We start from the raw sequence: 16836 nt of genomic DNA, 5'->3' as shown, positions 1-16836 counted from the left end.
CCTAACATCTGCCGGCACTCGGCCCTGAACCCCGATGCCGATGGGCGTCCGCGGGTTTCGGGCCTTGTAAAAAAACCCAACGGCCGCCGGGGCTCAGCCCCGGCGGCCGTCCTTACGTCAGGTTACAGCATGAGCCAGCAGGCTGGACAGGGTGGTGCCGGTCGCGCCGTTGATAGTCGCTATGGCGACGCCGGATCCGCCGGAGGTCGATGCGATAGATAGCACGCTCCCTTGCGACGGGTTGGTGACCGTAAGGTAATTCGCCAGTGTCGAAGCCGATCCGTTCCACGTTGTCGCCGACAGTGCGGAACGTAGGTCCAACGTGTCACCGTCCGTCAGTATATTCTTGGTGAAGATGTCGGAGCCTTTGGCGGCGGCCGGAAGGATATAGGTGTTGCCGCTGCCGGTATCGGTGATCGTATTGACACCCCCCGCCAAGTTTACCGTGTCACCCGATCCGCTGATAAACATCATATGGTTGCCGGATGTTGCGATGATGGAGACCATGCCTTGGCTGACCGTGGCCCCCGCTTGGGTCGCGGCGACGTTTACCGTTGGCGTCATGGGAGGGGCGGCCGAACCCGACCATAACTGGGTGGTGGGGGAATAGGTATACCAGGCCTTACTGGTGGCATCCTGGCCATAAGCAACATTGCCCACGATCGCGAGGGCTGCTGTGCCGGCCCCGCCAGCGACTGCCGTGCCGTTCTCCTGCACGACACCGGTGGAGCTGAGTGTCCACTTGTTTCCCGCGTTGTCGGAGAGGGTTCCGCCGGAAGCAGGCGCGACTTCATTAAGGATTGGCACCGGGGTAAGCGTTGGTGCGGGTATCGGGGTGGGTGTGGGCGTCGGCGCTCGTACGGGAGTCAGCGTTGCCGAAGGAGCCGTCGAACTCGACCACTGTTGAGTGGTGGTGGAATAGGTATACCAAGCTTTCGTGGCTGCATCTTGACCGTACAACACATTGTTCACGATCGCGAATGCAGCGGTGCCAGCGCCGCCGGAAACAGCCCCGCCATTCTCCTGCACGACACCAGCGGATGTGAGTGTCCACTTGTTTCCCGCGGCGTCGGATAGTGTTCCCCCGGAAGTCGGTGTGACCTCGTTAGGTGTTGGGGCGGGTGTCGGAGTTGGAACCGTCGCGGCGGGTAGCGGGCTGGTAGTGGTTCCGGCGCTCGGCGACCAGGGTGCTGTTGGGCTGGTTCTGCCCCACCAATATTTATCGCTGTTCTCCTGCCAGACTTCGCCACTGACGTAAGCCAGTTCGATCACCTTGCCGGTCGTCGTGTCGGTTGTCCCATTGGTGGCGACCTGGCCACCCGATGTGATCGTCCAAGCGTTGCCGCTGGCATCGATAATCGCGGCGGTGGAACCAGCATGCACAACGGTGTCGTTGGCAGATGGCTTCGAGGTTGGGGTTGGTGTGGGAACCGGAGTTGGCGTTGGCGCGGGGGTTGGCACTGGGGTGGGTGTCGGCAGCGTTGAGATGTCGTGCGCGGCCGATGCCTGCCAGACCTGTACGTTGTAGACGGTATTCGGCGTGCTGCTTCCGGCGCCAAGAAGCAAGGCCATATGCCGGCTGTCCATGACGCTGTACGGATTAGCGCTCGCCGGTTCGTTAGGATTGAACTGGTTCCAGTAAATCGTATTCCCAACCTGCTGACCGTTGAAATACCACTTCACGTAACCCTGCGTTGTGGCCGTCGCCGGGACCCAGAGAAGGCCATAGGTGTTTGGAACCGTGTAATTGGCGCCAGCCGGAAAGACTGGGGAACCAGAGTTCAGCGTACTGATGCCTTGGCCGCCATTCGCCGTCGAGGTCCAATTGTGCAGCGCAAATCCATAGACGCCGGTGGTATCGAATTCAGCAATGTCTGCTTCGATCCAGGACGGGGACGTGCTCTGTCCAATGGTGCTACCGGTGGCCATGTTCTCGACGTCGTTGGCCCAGAATGATGCTGGGCCGTTGAAGGACATGGTGGCCTGGAAATAGGCCCCCCCTCCGAACGCCTCGCCGGTCCAGTTCGTTGGCGTGGTGCCGACCGATGCGGTAGAAAGCTGCGCACCATAATCATTTCCGCCCGGACTGATCGTCACGCTACCGTCAGCATTCTGAGTGACCGGTATGGATGCTGGGTTGGTGCCAAAGAAGTCGAATTTCTGCCAATTCCCGCCGAGAGTAACCGCGGGCCCAAAAGTTTCAGTATCGTATCCGACCGCAGCGGCAACCGCCGGAAGGGCCGTCGTCTGAGTGCTTGACATGAGATCTCCCGAAATCGTGAATACCGGGCGATGTCTAAACGTCGAGAGATTGATAATTTGTTAACGCACTGAAGATTCGAGGCCGCTAACACGAAGCAGCGTGCAAAGTGGTTAAGGACTAGAGTGTTACTGCAGTATTAATGTGAAACAGATGGACTTCACTGCTGACGGGGTTTTATCGACGATATGGGCGCTGAACTGCGCCTTTTGCCATCGGCGCCTCGCCGCCGATGTTCGTACAGACTATTTCTTGGGACAAAATGGTAGTATTATCGTGCAATAAAGTAACATTCTGACCGAATCGGACAAGGAAGCGGGCGGCTTCAGCTCACCAGAGTCCTCCATCCCGCACACAGGCTCGTTCATCCCCTGGCATTGAGCAGCTTTCGTTTTGGCCTGGCAGGTTGTAGAATTAACCGTCTTCAAAAAGAGGGCGGTGAGGTTGTGGGTCGCATGAACGCTTTACGCCAATGCCCCCGCGTCTGCCTTCGCTCTTTCAAGGCCACGCGTCCGCAACATCGGTAAAATCGGAACGGTATTTGACAACTTTAGGCGCACCGGCCGCGGCCCGTTTCAAAGCCCAACCGCGGCGTGCGGCCACGAATCAGCCTGACGACAGTGGCTGGTCGGAAAACGTTGAATCTCCGCGCATAAACGAAGAGCATGCCGCGATAAAGTTCGGAACCGTGCAACTCTTCGTTGTCGTCTATCTGCAAAAGTTGGCGCTCGGACCGCTTTCCTTCCAGATCAGCCTGCCGATCGTGATCATGGCCGGCCACATCGGCTTCATGTTGATAACCGGACGGATGCGGTTCGCTCCCTTGCGGCTCGGCTGCTACATGTTGTTCGCGGGGAGTTGTCTTCTTTCACAGGCAGTGTCCGGCGCGAGTGTTTCAATTCCGAGCATCGTAGAACTGCTGCTTATTTACAGTTTTTGGACGGTCACGTGGTTCGTGTCCGAGTCCGCATATCGACTCTTGCTGAAGCGCTTTGTAGGCATGATGATCATTCCGGCATTAATCGTGTTCGTGCAATTTTTCTACCAGAAGATAACGGGACTAAGCGATCCGATTAGCATGAATCGGCTGTTGCCGAAATCGGTTCTCTTGCAACACTACTTCTACGACGCACATTACCCGTGGAACTCGACCTTCCAACGCCCCAACGGGTTCTTCTTTCTCGAACCCTCGGTTGTATCGCTGTTCGCGGCGTCGGCCGCAATTATCGAAATGACCTATTTCAAGCGTACTCGATACGCTTTGCTTATGATCGCCGCAACCGCTTTCAGCATGGGCGGGACAGGTCTGACAATGCTTTTGATTGCGTCGCCGTTTCTGCTCGCCCGCCAACCCTTGCCAGTCTTTCTGCTTATTGGCGCCACGGCTTTGATCGCCTTGTTGACTGCACTCGCGCTGGACGTGCCGCTTCCTCTGCTTTCGCGCGTCGGTGAACTCCATCATGCGAGCAGCAGTGCGGGTGGCCGGATTTGGCTCCCGGCCGAAAACTTTGTTAAACTTTTGTCCGATCCATCATATTTCCTGACCGGAACAGGCGCCGGATCGACAACGGCGTCGCTTGGGAATCCCTGGCCGGTCGTCAAGCTCATGAATGAGTATGGCTTGTTGACCACCATCCTGTACGTTGCATTGTATCTAATGGTTATCTCCAGATCGTATAACCTGCCGTTAGCAGTTGCGCTTTCGGTGATATTCCATTTCACCGGCGGCTATCTTCTCGGCGGGACCACCGTTCAGTTCATTGCCATCATTTTCTGCATGATTGTTCCCCTAAGCCGCGAAGGGCTTGGGCTCACCTCAAGCAGCACTCGGTCATCGCGACAGCCGGCGATGCTTGCCGGCGCCCGAGCTCTGGACAAACAGCCTTACCTGCCCTGAGCAGCGCCCGGGATTCTCCGCAACCGTGGCATTTGATAGCGAAACACGTGGCGCTTTAGCGCGGCTATGGCTTCGCGAGGATGCCTGATCCGCTGGACGCTCGAGAGCGGGATGATCGAATGAATCGAGTCATGTTCCAGAACAAGACACCGATCATCAGCAATCCCGCCAAGAAGGCATAAATGTTGATCGCCCCGAGGGCATCGATCTCAAGGCTCGAAGCAGCAGCTACGATCACCGCCGTGATGACCGCGAAGGTTGTCCACCACGAGAGATGTGATGAATCATCAAGAACGAGATAGGCAATCGAGGAGTACGTCCTGTACGCAACGATCGCTGCAAACAGCACGAAGCAGGGCAGGACGTGCAGCAAATTATCCGGCGCGGGCAAATGGAGCACGCCACCGATGTAGAGGCGGGATACGAACAGCAGAGCGACCCCTACGAGCGCTCCGTAGCCAAGTCCCATCAACAGCGTAATGCTGGCAAAGGCTTGCTGCTTCGCCGGTCCACTGGTGTTCCAGACAACGCGGATATAGCTCGATAGCGGTATCAACAGAAGAATGACCGGCACCAGGAAAATCTGGAAAAGACGGACAAGTGTTGCGAACCATGCCGAGGTCTGCGCGCTGGCTACCGTCTCCAACCACACCACCGCCAGACTCAACGTGGTCGTCAGCAACCCGTCGGCTAGGGCATATACCGTCCCTTCGCGGATAATCCGCCAAGTGTAATCCCAACTGCCTCCCGTCAAATAGGATCGTTTGCGTAGCAGCAACACAACTGAGAAGAGACTGGCGAACAAGTAGGGGCTTGTGAGCACAAAGCCGCTAACGACGAGGTTCTGCCGCGTAAACGGCACCAGGAATCCGATCGTGTAGGCAATCACTTGCAGGAGGATCAAAAGCGTGGCCGTAACGTAATGTTCATTGTAGGCTGATCGGACGTTGTCGAACGTATTGAAAAACGCAGCGACGACCGGCAGAGCCGCGGCGAGCAAATATGCAACACCAGCCCCGACCGCCAAGCAGTAGATAATGATGACCGCAAAGGCAAACAGTACAGAAGCACCGTTCGCGACTGAGAGACTCGCAAACGCCGCCGCCTCGCCCCTCCTATCGCCAGCCGCGTATGCTTCTCCCACAAGCCGGCGTCCCACGACATTGAACCCGCCTGACAGGAACGTCGCGGCAATACCTAAGGCCGATGCCGCCAGCAACCTGGCATAGTCTTCCGTTCCTAATCCCGAACGGATAAGCGGCAGAAAGAACAACACTCCGATCGAGCCGGGAATTCGGGTCGCGAAATTCGTTCCAAGAGAAAAAAGCAGCTTTCGCTGCTCGGTGTTGGCTCGGCGAAGACGGTTGATCACGCCGCAATTACCGATTCTCGGGTGATCATATCACAGTTATCAGCGACATAATGGATCGCCGTCCGGTCACTCGTCGGTTGCTCCGGCGGCACCTTTGTTTTCAGCCAGATGGAAGGCATATCGCCGAGGAAGGCTGCCCATCGGGAGAACGTTGAATTTGATCCAATCAGCAGCTTTGCCTGCGCAAGCGCCAGCAGGTCACCGATGTCTGTCGGCTCACGCCGTAGATGGACACCGTCCAAAGCCAGTATTTCAGCCAGTTCGTCCGCTCTGCCATCGGAGAAGACATGGATCGGCAAATTTGGAAAAACCGAGCGCACCCGACGGATGACCCGGTCGTACCAAGCCAATGAGATGCGCATGTTCGCCACCATCCCGGTGATGATTTGCTCCGGCTGTACCTGCACGAAATCACCCAGCCTGATGTGCACCGCGGCGTAGTCGCCTGCTCCCCAGTCTGGGCGTGTGCCCAACGGCGTTGACAGAATCTCCAGCAGCCGATCGCGGATCATTTCGCGATGCTGATGAAGCCCCTCGAACGAGAATTCCGTGGCCTGAACGATCGTCAGCCCCGCACGGGCGACGCTGACGCCTCGCATGGTGCCAAGCTGAATACGGGTATGTCCAGGCCATAGCGACGCCAAACGCACGGCTTTCATCGGCCCGTGGACCTCATCAGGATGCGCCCGAAACATCGTCCCATATCTTCGCAGGCTTCTTTCCATGCGCAGCAGTGGCCCAATCTTGACGGAAGACCAAGTCGGGGCGATTAGACGGGCGTTCGCTTGCTTGGCTAGCACGACCGCGTGGAAGTAAACGTACAGACAGTTCCCAATCCCGGCCCCGGCAATCCGAATGATGCCGTAGTCCGGACCGCCCGGCAGGCTTGGATATATCCAGGAAGTAGTACGTTCGCGCATGGATGTCCTTGGCTGTCAGGTCATTTGGTTTGGCGGCCAGATTGGACAAGCGTACCGACACGGTTCCGCCTGGTCACTGAACCGGTCTGCCGGCAAGCACGTTGGCGAACCGCTCGCATTCCTCAACCGTATGCACAAGATCTGTTGTCGGTATTGCGGCGACGGCGTGCTTCAATTCCGCGTAGCGCGCCGCCGTGAGCGTTGTGACAAAAGTTTCAAATTCTTCCTCGGGACTCTGCAGGATTACGCCAGCCGCCCGATCCTCTAACCAGCGGGCGGTTTCCGTGCCGGCGAGCGCGATCGGAGGACAGTTGAAAAATCCACCTTCATAGATACGGTTTGGCAGCAACCAGTCCGAATTCTGACCCTGCTGCCAAAAGTCAATTGCCCAGGCTAGATGACATGGTTGGTATATCGAAGCCAATTCAGTTTGAACGTACGGGCCGCCGAAGCGCATGTTCCTAAGCGGCAAATGCTCGGCGATAAGGGCCTTCAACGTGCTGGTCGGGCGGCCGCGCAGCTCCACGTCAATCAGGTTTGGGTGGCACCGAGCAAGATCCTTCAGGATTTCAAAACTCCTGACGCAACGGATATTTCCGAACCAGCCCACTCTCCAGGGTGCGTGGACCCGGCTTGTATCAACCGCGGGACGCTGCAGATCCGCAGCCGGATTTGTTCGCTTGTTCTCGGACACGACAACTGTCGGTAGCGGGATTCCTAGACGTTCGAAATAGTTCACCAGAAAACCAGGGGAACTGACAATCAGCGCAGCGCACCTGCTTATAAGCCTTCTCTCCCACCACCGAAGTAACGCAGAGGGTATGCCGCTTGCCAACAACAATCCATGTATGTCCAAACATTCATAGACAAGTCTGACGTTTGCACCTGACCAGATTCGTGCGCAATCAGCGACTACCGCCATCTCGACGTTCCGCGCCAGCAGAACATCCGAACGCACGACCAAATCTTTCCAGCGCCCCGCCTCTAGCGAACGCCGCAGGACCTTCATGGCCCGATCCAGGAAACGGGCGTCAAAGGTCCGGCCGAGATCGATAGCCTCGGCACCGGAGACTTGGTGGATGGGTTGTTCCGTGCGCCGGAACCCAATCACCGTAACGCGAGCTCCGCCAATCTGCAGCATATGCACGCGCCGCGCCACCGCTGCATCGGCGAGGTCATTTGCGAAGTAAGTGACGTGTATGGCCGCAGGAGCGGCATCCTTGCAAGCGAGATCCAACATGTTTCGGTCCCAACCTGCCCGGGCAGCAACGCGCTCCGGCCTATCGCAATTGCGGTGCCGTCGACGCGGTTCCGAGCGCCCCGATCCCGTACGCTGCACGCGACTCGCCGGACCTGGTATTTTCCGGGGCGCCCAACAATACTTCCTCGAAGATGTCTGCGATCCTGTCCAGATTGAAAACCCGCTCGGCATAGGCCCGGCCGTTGGCGCCCAGTTCGGCCCGAAGCTGAGGGTCGGCGCGCAGCTTTTCCGCGGCAGCTACAAACCCTTTGATATCGTCTGGTGCTACAACGATGCCTGCGTTCGCACGAACCACCGTTCGTGCCGCAAGGTTCCCTTGGGGGGCTGCCAGCAGGATCGGGCGACCCGCGCACAAATAGGATTGCACCTTTGAAGGCACTGCAAAGCTCCCTGCCTCGTTGTCAATCGTGGCGACGAGCACGTCGGATGCTGCAAGCACCTGGGGCAGGTCCTCCACAGGCTGCAACGGTAGAAGCTTCAGTCCCCGAAGCCCACGGGCGTTTCGGGCAAGAGCAAGGTGCTCCACACCCACGCCCTCGGCGACCACAACAACCGAAGTATCCTGCCAATCCTGAGCTGCTAATTCCACCAAAAGCTCGGGCTTATGCTTAAGCCCCAGGGTTCCTGAGTAGACAAAATTCACCGAACTCTCGTATCCATGCTTACAGGACCACGCATTGACTTTAGGGAGAAACGGTAAGTCACTGATGGAAGCCCAATTTTCGATTACAGTAACCTTTGCTTTGCTACCCGACCAGGAAGCAGCCAGGGGTACGAAATCGTCGCTGATCGCGACCACCGCGTCGCTATCCCGCAGTTGCTGCCGTTCGAGAAGGCGGTAGAACCAGCTAATCGGGGCGGCCAACAGGCCAATCTTTCGCCGCAGCAGCACGGTGACGGCAATACTGTAGAAATCTTGAAGCCAATAGACAAACCGGACCTGCCTCGTCTTGCAGGCTTTCAGGATTCGGCTCTGTGCCTCGGTTGGGGTGTTGCCCGAGATTACAACGTCCGGCCGGACGTCCTCGATAATGGTCGCCACCCGCCCCCCATATTCACGGTCATTAAAGCGCCGCCGAATCAGCGATGTCTTGTCGTACCCTTTGCCGATGATGATTCCTTCAATCCGCAACCGGCGCGTCTCGTGGATCATATGCTTAAAGTCGGCCTTTGGCCCTGGATTTTCGCTGAAATAGACGTGCGTCACATCATGTCCGCGAAGCGCCAGCCGCTGACTCAGACGCACCTGAAATGGATGGCCGGCGTAGTCATGAACCAGAATCCGCATCAGGCTGCCTCAAGCCTCAGCATATCGTAGCCGCCATAATAGCCGCCGCTGTCAAGATCCTGAGGCTTTACCCGGGTCAGCAACGCACGCAATTTTGGACGATCCTCGGTGGTAAACCGCTCCATCGCTTGGCTCACCAGGTCGGCCCGCGTGAAACCGGCGCGAACGACCAACAGGATGTGCCGGCAATACCTCGCCAATATCAACGGGTCCGCCACCCGAAGGACAGGAGGGCTATCGAGGATGATGTAATCATAGAGTTGCTTGCTCTCCCCGATCATCGTGGCGAAGTGCGGGGTATTGATTGCGCTGATTGGGTTTCTCGAACTCCCATTCGCGGGCAAACAATGTAGTCCAGACGATGAGCAACGCACCACGGCTTCAGACCAATGAACCTTGCCCGCCAACACGGCTTCCAACGTCTGGGTCGGTTGCAATTTGAGAATGGTCGATACTCTAGGTCTGCGCAGATCCGCATCGATCAGAAGGACACGGAAACCGTCTCCTGCATAAGTTTCGGCCAGCGTACTGGCGAGTGTCGTCTTGCCTTCGCCAACTTCGCTGGATGTGACAAGCACAATTTCAGCTTCGTCCCGCGCGACAGGATGCAACGAAACGCCCAACGCTCGAAGGGTTTCAGCAAAGGCAGGTAAGTAGCTGACGGTACCGTTGCCGATGCGGCCTTTGACCGCGGGCAGACTTGCCGCGACTGGGAGACCCGTCGCGATCGCCAGATCCATGGCTGTCCGTATGGTAGAGTTGAATACGTAGCGAAGGACAACGGCAGCGCCGGACAAAAGGATGCCTGCCAGGAACCCCAAGATAAGCGCCGGAAAACCCAGATGACGTCCAGGTATACGTGCCGGGGGAAACAAGATGTGCGCGAGGGGCGACTGCGACATCTGCCGCAACACTTGGTCAGCCGCGCTTTTCTGGAAAGCGATATACATCTGTTGCTTTGCATCGACATCGCTTTTCAGACTGGCCAGCGTTACCGCGGCAACCGACGAAGCCTGTGATGCGGAGGCTTCGGACGCAACCGCAGCCTCAAGATGCTTTACGTTCGCGTTGGCGATATCGACGTCACGCCTGATTGATGACGCGATCTTGTCGGTTTCCCGGTTGATCTGCGACCGGATACTGATCAATGCGGAGTTCAACGGGCCGCGCCGCGGGTCCAACGGACCGAACAGCGCCAACTTGCCGAGCACCTCTGCTTCAGTATCGTGATAGCGCTGTATCGTTCGCGAGTCGAGGACCTCGGGCAGGGTGCTGGCACCGAAATGCGTAACAACTTCCAGCTTCGCCTGCTTGCGGGCCAGATCGGCCCGCGCGGTCGAGAGTTGATCCTGGTTCTTGTTCAGTTGCAGCGCCGGTCCCAACGATCCCTGGACTTCCGGAATACCGTGCTGCCGCAGGAAGCTTTCGAGGTGATTTTTCGCATCGTCTGCTTCAACCTTCATCGCCGCGGCGCGCTCGAGCATCAGCCGGTTTGTCGAAGTCCACTCCTCACGCTTCCCGCTCCCGAGATCCGCGATATAGGTGTTCATGATCGCGCTCAGCACGGACACCGCGAGATTTGGTGTTCCTGCGGTAAACTGCAGCGATACCACACTGCTCTGCTCGTTGCTCTCGAGCTGGAGGTGTTTTGAAACGTATTGGATCGCAGCCTCGACTGCCGCATTCGATGCGTCCTCGGGTCGATTGCCACCGTCTATCAGGTCTACCAGGTAATGAACGCCCCCAACTACCGCCGTCTTGAAGCTGGCCAGCCACCCCGGGAGGTGTTCGCCGGCCGAAAAGCCCCCGGCTTTGTCAAGGTTGAGGCTGTTGACGACCTGCGCAATCAGACCGCGCGAGCTTATGACATCCCTTTGGGTGCGCAGGATTTCCTCCTGCGTGAGCGTAACACCCTCGGTGCCGCCGGCCGCACCCATCGGCCCAACCCGCGGCGTATCGATGATGAGTGCGCCCTGTGCCACATAGCTGTAGGGGATAAGTTTGGTAACACCGAGCGCGAACGCGCCGGCCAGCAGCCCGCACAGCAGAATGAGCCATTTTCGCCGCGAAAGAATTGCGGGCAGAGCCGCCACACTGATCGCATACCCGTTCACGCGGCCTTCTTAGGTGCGTAGTTCCGCTGCACCTGCTGTTCGACCCAAGCATAGGTTGGTTCGAGTCCGGATCGAAGCGATCTATCTGGAGCCCAATCTAGCTTTTCCTTGATCAAACGATTGTCCGAGTTGCGCCCGCGCACACCCTGCGGACCGGTGACATGCTTTTTCATCACCTTCTTTCCGGCGATATCGGACACGATATCGACCAATCCGTTGATGGTGACCATTTCCTCGGATCCGATGTTGACCGGACCTGGAAACGCGGACCGAAGCAGGTTGATCGTGCCGTTTATACACTCGTCTATGTAGAGGAAGGATCGGGTCTGCTCACCATCACCCCAGATTTCGACTTCGCCACCATTTCGCGCCTCTGCCACTTTTCGACAGATCGCCGCCGGAGCCTTTTCGCGGCCACCCGACCAAGTCCCATACGGCCCAAAAATGTTGTGATATCTGGCCACAAATGTCTGCATGCCATAGTTGCGTCGATACGCGAAATAAAGCCGCTCGCTGAATAGCTTTTCCCACCCATACTCACTGTCCGGCGCGGCCGGATACGCAGAACTCTCAGAGCACAGCGGATTCGACGGATCTTCCTGATTATAAGCCGGGTAGATGCAGGCAGATGACGAATAGAAAATCCGCCCGGCGTTTCGGCGGTAGCAGGCATCCAAGACATTGAGGTTGATCGTGGCGGAATTGTGCATGACATCGGCATCATGCTCGCCCGTAAAGATGTAGCCGGCGCCACCCATGTCAGCGGCCAACTGGTAAACCTCATCCACCCGGCGATCAAAAACCGAGCGGCAAAACACGCCGTCGCGAAGATCCCCGATGACAAAATCGTCGGCCTCGGTCGCGGCGTATTCGTTGTACTTGAGATCTACGCCCCGAACCCAAAAACCCTCTTGCTTCAGTCGTTTAACGAGATGCCCGCCGATAAACCCCCCAGCTCCACATACAACGGCTACGCGCGTCATGTAGCGTGCTCCAGTCCCAGCAATTATTGCTCTAGATTCTGGTTGGGAGCCGACCTTTTGACAACAAACAACCAGTTTATTTCACATACAAGTGTACCCTTCAACGGACAGATCTCCTTCTCCTTCTGATATTATTGCTCCGACCTGGGCGATTATTTGTTCCGCGTTTTGCGGCTGCAAGACGTCATCGTGGGTGCCCGCTATCGTCACCACGCGCAATGTCGCCAGGTAGCGGGACCAGCCGAGATCGGCGTCCTCCCCCAAAGGCCAGCCGGAGCCCCTGAATAGGGCGGCCGGGCATCGAAGCCGCTCGTTACAAGCGGCCATGCGGGCCATCCATTCCTTTAATAAAATGAGGTGAAAGCTCATTTGTATATTAAAATCTATACGATTGAGCATACGCGGGAACAACCCACTGGCATGTAACCGTCCGAACGCTGCTCGTGCCCAGTTGGACTGAGGCCGGAAAAGTGCCCCGGCGGAAAACCGCGCCAACTGGTCGGCAGTCTCGCCGCACCGAATCCCCCGAATGAGCCGATTCAAGCGTTCCGCATTTGACGCCGGGCCTTGGGGAACCTTCGGGCAGGCACGCGCATCGATCAGACCCAACAAACCGATCCGATGCCCCGAGGCTTCCATCGCCCTCGCCACGGCCCAACCTATCTGCCCACCGAAGGAGTAGCCGAGCAAGAGAACTTCCCCTCCCGGTGCATGGCTCTCGATCTGACGCACACAGTCGGCGACAAGCCGGTCGAGCTCCCTGGCTTCCCGTTGCAAACTCGACCAATGGCGATAGTGTATTGGCACAAAGTGAACTGGCCCCCCAGGCGACGACAGCAAGGCGGCAAATTCGCCCACATCCCCGCTCAAGCCCGGTAAGAGGAACACCGTCAGCTTTTTGTCTTTTTCAAAGCCGGCTTGTCGCAGAGACGCCGGAGGTGCAACGGCACCCCCGGACATACGGTCTAGCTGCATGCCCGTCATGCATTAAACCTACTCCAACCGAACGGTCCGCTGCAAATCCCCCCAGGGAAAGATGCCGAGTCCCGGTCCCGGAAGCCGGGGCCGCTTCAAGCTCAGACGATTGGGCCTGATAGGCATCGTATGAATGAAACCGTTCAACGCGGCAATGCTCCGCCAATAAGTTGCGGACAGTTGCCGAAATCCGGACATCTCCGATTTAACTCAAATTTCTTTTAGGCGACAATGTCTGTGATAGGCTTGCGTGTATTCCGGAAGCCGAATGCCGATGGCTGTCAGCTATTCGGCGGCCCGCTTCCACAGTAAATTCCTTAAAGAGCGCCCAAATCGGCGCATTCGGTTGAACGGACTCATTGTAAGAGTGCTGGTACTGATGCCGGTCCGATACCATTCCGACTGTGCTACAATACGCGGAGCAATGGCTAGGGGGCGTGGCGCCGGGTCGCCGTTCCAGTCCCGCAGCACGCGCACAACTTGTTCGAAATCGAAACTTATCAAGCTGCCATCATCGTTGATCCCCGACGGAACGTGCAGCGCGATGCCAACTCCATTGCCGGCAAGATCCTCGATGTTGTCCAGCCGGTCGTCGATGAATGCCATCTTCTTGCGGTCGATCCGATACCGGCGCTCGATCGCCGGCAGGGCCCAGCTTTTGCGCAGTCCCTTCCTCAGCACCTGCCACGGCGTGCCATACGCAAACGCGGCGCCCAGGATATCCTCTGCCGCTATAAGGCCCGCCACGTCGCCTTGAAGGCCGGCGGACTGCAAAATGACCGCGGCTTCGGCCCGCGAACGGTGGGTCAGCACAACGACTGGCACGCCAAGCGTCTTGAGCCCGTTGATCAGCAAATCGTGGAGAAGAATCAGCTCCAGGTTCTTGACATGGGGCGGGGCCACCTCAAACACGATCACCCCATCCAGATCCAACAGCAGCAGCGAAATCATCGCCAAAAGGTAAGCCCGTTGTCCGCCAGCCAGGTGAGGGTGTTCTCGAAATACGGGCTATTGTTGGACCAGGGATACCACTGATACTGGCGATTTAAATAAAGATCCGGGCTCCAGTCTCCGGAATCATCCACCCCTTGATACCAGCAGATCACGGCAACTCTTGCTTTCGCCGCCCCCTTGGCGAAAAGCCTGTCTTTCAAATGCCTGGCGGTCCGCCCGGTCTGGATTGCATCGTCGATGATCATGACGTCCTTGCCGAGGACGTCGAAGGTGAATGCATCATTTGCTTCCTCCAGGGCCGACGTCCGGTGCTCGAACCACGTCTGGATCGCCCGCATCGGGCGGATGGTCAGCAGCGATGTTGGGATGCCAAGCGCCTCTTTGATGGCGAAAAGCTTTTGCTTGTAGCGACTGCCCTTTCGGCGAAGATGGATAACCTGGAACGGAATTCCCAGCTCCTCGGCAGCGATCTTCATCGGAAGCAACGCGCCGTTCGCCACGCCCACCAGCAGATCCGGACGGCCCGAGGTGCGTATGACGTCCGCAAGGTCCCGCGACAGGGCGACAGCCTCCTCGACCGTCATATAAACTGTATGGTCGATATCCAGGAACTTGGCATACGCACTGGATCGAGGTCGGGAGGCGCTGTGTGTCCCGGACATTTGGCTATTCCTTTGCGGCGATCAGGATCTGACATAGGCCTGACCAAGGCTGATGACACCCGAACGCCGGGTTGGACAACACCGATTATCTATGCCCGATCGCGCGAGCCAAATTCGACCGCGTCGTCCGAAGCGGTACGAACGCCTAGGATCCGGCGCGAGAGTTCAAGCCGGCTGGGCAAACCGATCTGCCGGTCCGGCATGGCGCGGTGAACGGACTGCATTGGCCTTCGCGAACGCTGCTCGCCAAGTTGTTCCTGGAGAAATCGCGTCAGTCCGCCGGCTTCGAAGTGCGAAATACTTAAAATGTCAATTAGTGTGGCGAAGAAACACGCCGGGCGCCGTTTCCCTCCCCATGCCGGCCAGCCTCAATGGTAGCGGCGGACGGATTTGAACCGCCGACCAAGGGATTATGATTCCCCTGCTCTACCGCTGAGCTACGCCGCCATCCGGAAAGAGGCGGCGGAATAACCCCGCCTCCATCCCGCGTCAACCACCGCTTACAAGCCGCTGCACCCCCAGCAACCGAACCAGCGTCCCGTCATCGGCCTGCCCGGTGACCGCCTCGGGCCGCCAGTGCCGCTGAAACGCCCGCAACACTGATGACAGAGCCGGGTCCAACGCCCCTTCCGGCGCCACCCGGTAGCCAATCTCGACCAGCGCCGCCCGCACAGGGCGCAACGTCGTCGCATCGCGCATCGCCCCGGTCGTCCCCAGGTCAACCGCATCCCGGGGCCACAGCCCGACGCCATTCTCCGCCAGCGCCCGCCAGTCAAACCGCTCCCCTGGATCCTGCTTCCGATCAGGCGCCACATCGCTGTGACCCACCACGTTACGCGCCGCGATCCCCCATCTCGCCTGAATCAGCAGACACAGATCACAAACCGCCGCCAACTGCAGCACCGGGAAATCCCGATAGCCGAACTCGTGCCCCGGATTGACGATCTCCACCCCGATCGAGCGTGCGTTCAGTGCGGCGTGGCCGCGCCAATGCGACACCCCGGCATGCCACGCCCGCCGATCCTCCGCCACCAGACGAAACACCGTGCCGTCTTCATCCACCACATAATGCGACGAAACCGCCGCAACCGGATCGCGCAGCCGATCCAGCGCCGCCCGAGCTGTCTGCATCCCGGTGTAGTGCAGGATCAGCATGTCCACCGCGCAGTCGCGCTCATCATGATTGACGCTGGGCAGTTCGATGATCGGCAGGGCAGGGCGGTTCGACACCACCGGCGGCACCTCACGCAGCCAGGACGGGATCTGCCGGTGCCTCACAGCCCGCGTTCCCGCTTGATCCGGTCCCACGCGGCATTGATCCGCGCCACCTTCTCGCTGGCCCGCGCCACGAAATCCGCAGGCACGCCCCGAGACGCCAGGCTATCCGGATGGTTCTCCCGCATCAGGCGCTTCCAGGTTGCGCGCAATTCCTCTCCGCTGGTCGACCGCGGCACCCCTAGTTCCAGATACGGATCGTCCTCATCCGCCGCCATTGGTCGCCGCGGCGCCTCGCCCGATGCCCGATCCCACGCCATCGGCTCCAATCCCAGCCGCCGCTGCACCCGCCGCAAGAACTCCTGCTCGCGCGCGTTCAACGGCCCGTCCGCTCGGGCGATGTTGAACAGCGAGGCCAGCACCTGCTCCAGCACGCCCCTGGTGTCGGCAAACGCTTCCGCCAACTGCGCGGCATAGGGCTCGAACGAATCGGTGCTGTCGCGCGCCTGATCGAACAGCCGCCCGATACCGCGGGCCGAGGCCGGTGGAATCCGGAAATTACGCTTGAAGGCGTCGATTTCGGCCCGCTTCACCGGCCCGTCGCATTTGCACAGCTTGGCCGCCAGCACGGTCACGGTGATGGCGAAAACTTCCTCGCGCCGGCCAAGCAGGCCAGCCACCCGAGCCGGATTGAACGGTGTTGCCTGCAGGAACGGCCGGCGGATGCTCTCGACCGATCCCGAGTCGGCGGCGTGCCCCAACGCCGCGCCGATCACCGCGCCATACGGACCGCCCACGAAAAAGCCAGCCGTGCCGCCAATGATCTTACCCCAGTAGCCCATGGGTACAAGGTATCACGGCGCGGCCGATCGGAGCAAAGCACGAACGCTTCGGTTACTACCGCCGCCTAGGGCGACAGGGATCCGCGACCGCAT

13 protein-coding genes and 1 tRNA gene are annotated in these 16836 nt (G+C 58.7%); 1 reads left to right on the top strand and 13 read right to left on the bottom strand.

What is annotated here, in order from left to right; genetic code table 11:
- Positions 1-117: 117 nt before the first annotated feature.
- A complete protein-coding gene (locus ACQY4T_RS22865) occupies positions 118-2262 on the bottom strand; it encodes a hypothetical protein (RefSeq protein ID WP_428535375.1) in 2145 nt (714 codons plus the stop codon).
- Between the two features lie 470 nt (positions 2263-2732).
- Here ACQY4T_RS22865 and ACQY4T_RS22860 point away from each other — a divergent pair, with 470 nt between their 5' ends.
- Positions 2733-4157, top strand: coding sequence for a hypothetical protein (locus ACQY4T_RS22860; protein WP_428535373.1), 1425 nt, complete (start codon positions 2733-2735; stop codon positions 4155-4157).
- Between the two features lie 64 nt (positions 4158-4221).
- Here the strand turns inward: ACQY4T_RS22860 and ACQY4T_RS22855 are convergent, their stop codons facing one another.
- The 12 genes from ACQY4T_RS22855 to ACQY4T_RS22800 all read right to left on the bottom strand — a co-directional run bounded on the left by ACQY4T_RS22855 (position 4222) and on the right by ACQY4T_RS22800 (position 16743).
- Entirely contained in the window at positions 4222-5529 is a 1308-nt protein-coding gene (locus ACQY4T_RS22855; RefSeq protein ID WP_428535371.1) for a hypothetical protein, read from the bottom strand.
- Complete coding sequence (locus ACQY4T_RS22850) at positions 5526-6449, bottom strand: alpha-1,2-fucosyltransferase (protein WP_428535369.1); 924 nt, start codon at positions 6447-6449, stop codon at positions 5526-5528. The genes ACQY4T_RS22855 and ACQY4T_RS22850 overlap by 4 nt, the downstream gene beginning before the upstream one ends.
- Positions 6450-6522: 73 nt before the next feature.
- On the bottom strand, positions 6523-7689 hold the full coding sequence (locus ACQY4T_RS22845) for a glycosyl transferase family 1 (protein ID WP_428535367.1): 1167 nt from the start codon (positions 7687-7689) through the stop codon (positions 6523-6525).
- A 40-nt stretch (positions 7690-7729) separates the two neighbouring features.
- Positions 7730-8998 carry a glycosyltransferase family 4 protein gene (locus ACQY4T_RS22840; protein WP_428535365.1) on the bottom strand — a complete coding sequence of 423 codons (1269 nt, stop codon included), beginning with the start codon at positions 8996-8998 and terminating at the stop codon, positions 7730-7732.
- Positions 8998-11112, bottom strand: a complete 2115-nt coding sequence (locus ACQY4T_RS22835; protein ID WP_428535363.1) for a GumC family protein — start codon at positions 11110-11112, stop codon at positions 8998-9000. The genes ACQY4T_RS22840 and ACQY4T_RS22835 overlap by 1 nt, the downstream gene beginning before the upstream one ends.
- On the bottom strand, positions 11109-12095 hold the full coding sequence (locus ACQY4T_RS22830; RefSeq protein ID WP_428535361.1) for an NAD-dependent epimerase/dehydratase family protein: 987 nt from the start codon (positions 12093-12095) through the stop codon (positions 11109-11111). The genes ACQY4T_RS22835 and ACQY4T_RS22830 overlap by 4 nt, the downstream gene beginning before the upstream one ends.
- A gap of 81 nt (positions 12096-12176) precedes the next feature.
- Positions 12177-13079: an alpha/beta fold hydrolase gene (locus tag ACQY4T_RS22825; protein ID WP_428535359.1), complete on the bottom strand. Its 903-nt coding sequence runs from the start codon at positions 13077-13079 to the stop codon at positions 12177-12179.
- Between the two features lie 276 nt (positions 13080-13355).
- Positions 13356-14021, bottom strand: a complete 666-nt coding sequence (locus ACQY4T_RS22820; RefSeq protein WP_428535357.1) for an HAD family hydrolase — start codon at positions 14019-14021, stop codon at positions 13356-13358.
- Positions 14018-14686 carry a phosphoribosyltransferase gene (locus ACQY4T_RS22815; RefSeq protein WP_428535355.1) on the bottom strand — a complete coding sequence of 223 codons (669 nt, stop codon included), beginning with the start codon at positions 14684-14686 and terminating at the stop codon, positions 14018-14020. Before ACQY4T_RS22815 ends, ACQY4T_RS22820 begins: the two co-directional genes overlap by 4 nt.
- 372 nt (positions 14687-15058) lie before the next feature.
- A tRNA-Met gene (locus ACQY4T_RS22810) sits at positions 15059-15133 on the bottom strand.
- Positions 15134-15175: 42 nt separating this feature from the next.
- Positions 15176-15964, bottom strand: a complete 789-nt coding sequence (locus tag ACQY4T_RS22805) for an N-acetylmuramoyl-L-alanine amidase (protein ID WP_428535353.1) — start codon at positions 15962-15964, stop codon at positions 15176-15178.
- Positions 15961-16743, bottom strand: coding sequence for a TerB family tellurite resistance protein (locus tag ACQY4T_RS22800; protein ID WP_428535351.1), 783 nt, complete (start codon positions 16741-16743; stop codon positions 15961-15963). Before ACQY4T_RS22800 ends, ACQY4T_RS22805 begins: the two co-directional genes overlap by 4 nt.
- Positions 16744-16836: the final 93 nt, after the last annotated feature.

It is taken from the genome of Rhodopila sp. (assembly GCF_965277825.1).
Lineage (GTDB): Bacteria > Pseudomonadota > Alphaproteobacteria > Acetobacterales > Acetobacteraceae > Rhodopila.
This window is presented reverse-complemented; position numbering and strand designations above follow the sequence as displayed.

Excerpts from the sequence above, each read along its gene's own strand:
- ACQY4T_RS22815 (WP_428535355.1), bottom strand. The coding sequence starts at position 14,686 with ATGTCCGGGACACACAGCGCCTCCCGACCTCGATCCAGTGCGTATGCC.
- ACQY4T_RS22860 (WP_428535373.1), top strand. The coding sequence starts at position 2,733 with ATGCCCCCGCGTCTGCCTTCGCTCTTTCAAGGCCACGCGTCCGCAACA.
- ACQY4T_RS22845 (WP_428535367.1), bottom strand. The coding sequence starts at position 7,689 with ATGTTGGATCTCGCTTGCAAGGATGCCGCTCCTGCGGCCATACACGTC.
- ACQY4T_RS22820 (WP_428535357.1), bottom strand. The coding sequence starts at position 14,021 with ATGATTTCGCTGCTGCTGTTGGATCTGGATGGGGTGATCGTGTTTGAG.
- ACQY4T_RS22825 (WP_428535359.1), bottom strand. The coding sequence starts at position 13,079 with ATGACGGGCATGCAGCTAGACCGTATGTCCGGGGGTGCCGTTGCACCT.
- ACQY4T_RS22840 (WP_428535365.1), bottom strand. The coding sequence starts at position 8,998 with ATGCGGATTCTGGTTCATGACTACGCCGGCCATCCATTTCAGGTGCGT.
- ACQY4T_RS22830 (WP_428535361.1), bottom strand. The coding sequence starts at position 12,095 with ATGACGCGCGTAGCCGTTGTATGTGGAGCTGGGGGGTTTATCGGCGGG.
- ACQY4T_RS22800 (WP_428535351.1), bottom strand. The coding sequence starts at position 16,743 with ATGGGCTACTGGGGTAAGATCATTGGCGGCACGGCTGGCTTTTTCGTG.
- ACQY4T_RS22850 (WP_428535369.1), bottom strand. The coding sequence starts at position 6,449 with ATGCGCGAACGTACTACTTCCTGGATATATCCAAGCCTGCCGGGCGGT.
- ACQY4T_RS22865 (WP_428535375.1), bottom strand. The coding sequence starts at position 2,262 with ATGTCAAGCACTCAGACGACGGCCCTTCCGGCGGTTGCCGCTGCGGTC.